Consider the following 257-nt stretch of genomic DNA (forward strand, 5'->3'; position numbering starts at 1 on the left):
GCTCGCGCACTACCTAAAAACAGATAAGTTACTGCGATTACCAGTAAAATAGCTTCCACCAGTGTTTTAACTACGCCCTTGATCGATTCTGCAACGAACACCGTCGTGTCATAACTGGTTTCATATGCCATTCCCTCAGGGAAATTGACACTTAGACGCTCCAGCAAATCCATCACTGCCTGTCCACTTTCTAATGCATTAGCATCAGATTGTAGGTTTAGCGCAACGATTGATGCGTCCTCCCCACGGAATTGACC

The 257-nt window shown here is 45.9% G+C and carries 1 protein-coding gene; it reads right to left on the minus strand.

Translation table 11 applies throughout. The features are described from left to right. Positions 1 to 257 (minus strand): efflux RND transporter permease subunit (locus tag FQ668_RS27780; protein WP_144180819.1); only part of this gene is annotated, 257 nt, incomplete at both ends.

This window comes from Pseudomonas sp. Kh14, assembly GCF_900291005.1.
Taxonomy (GTDB): Bacteria; Pseudomonadota; Gammaproteobacteria; order Pseudomonadales; family Pseudomonadaceae; genus Aquipseudomonas; species Aquipseudomonas alloputida.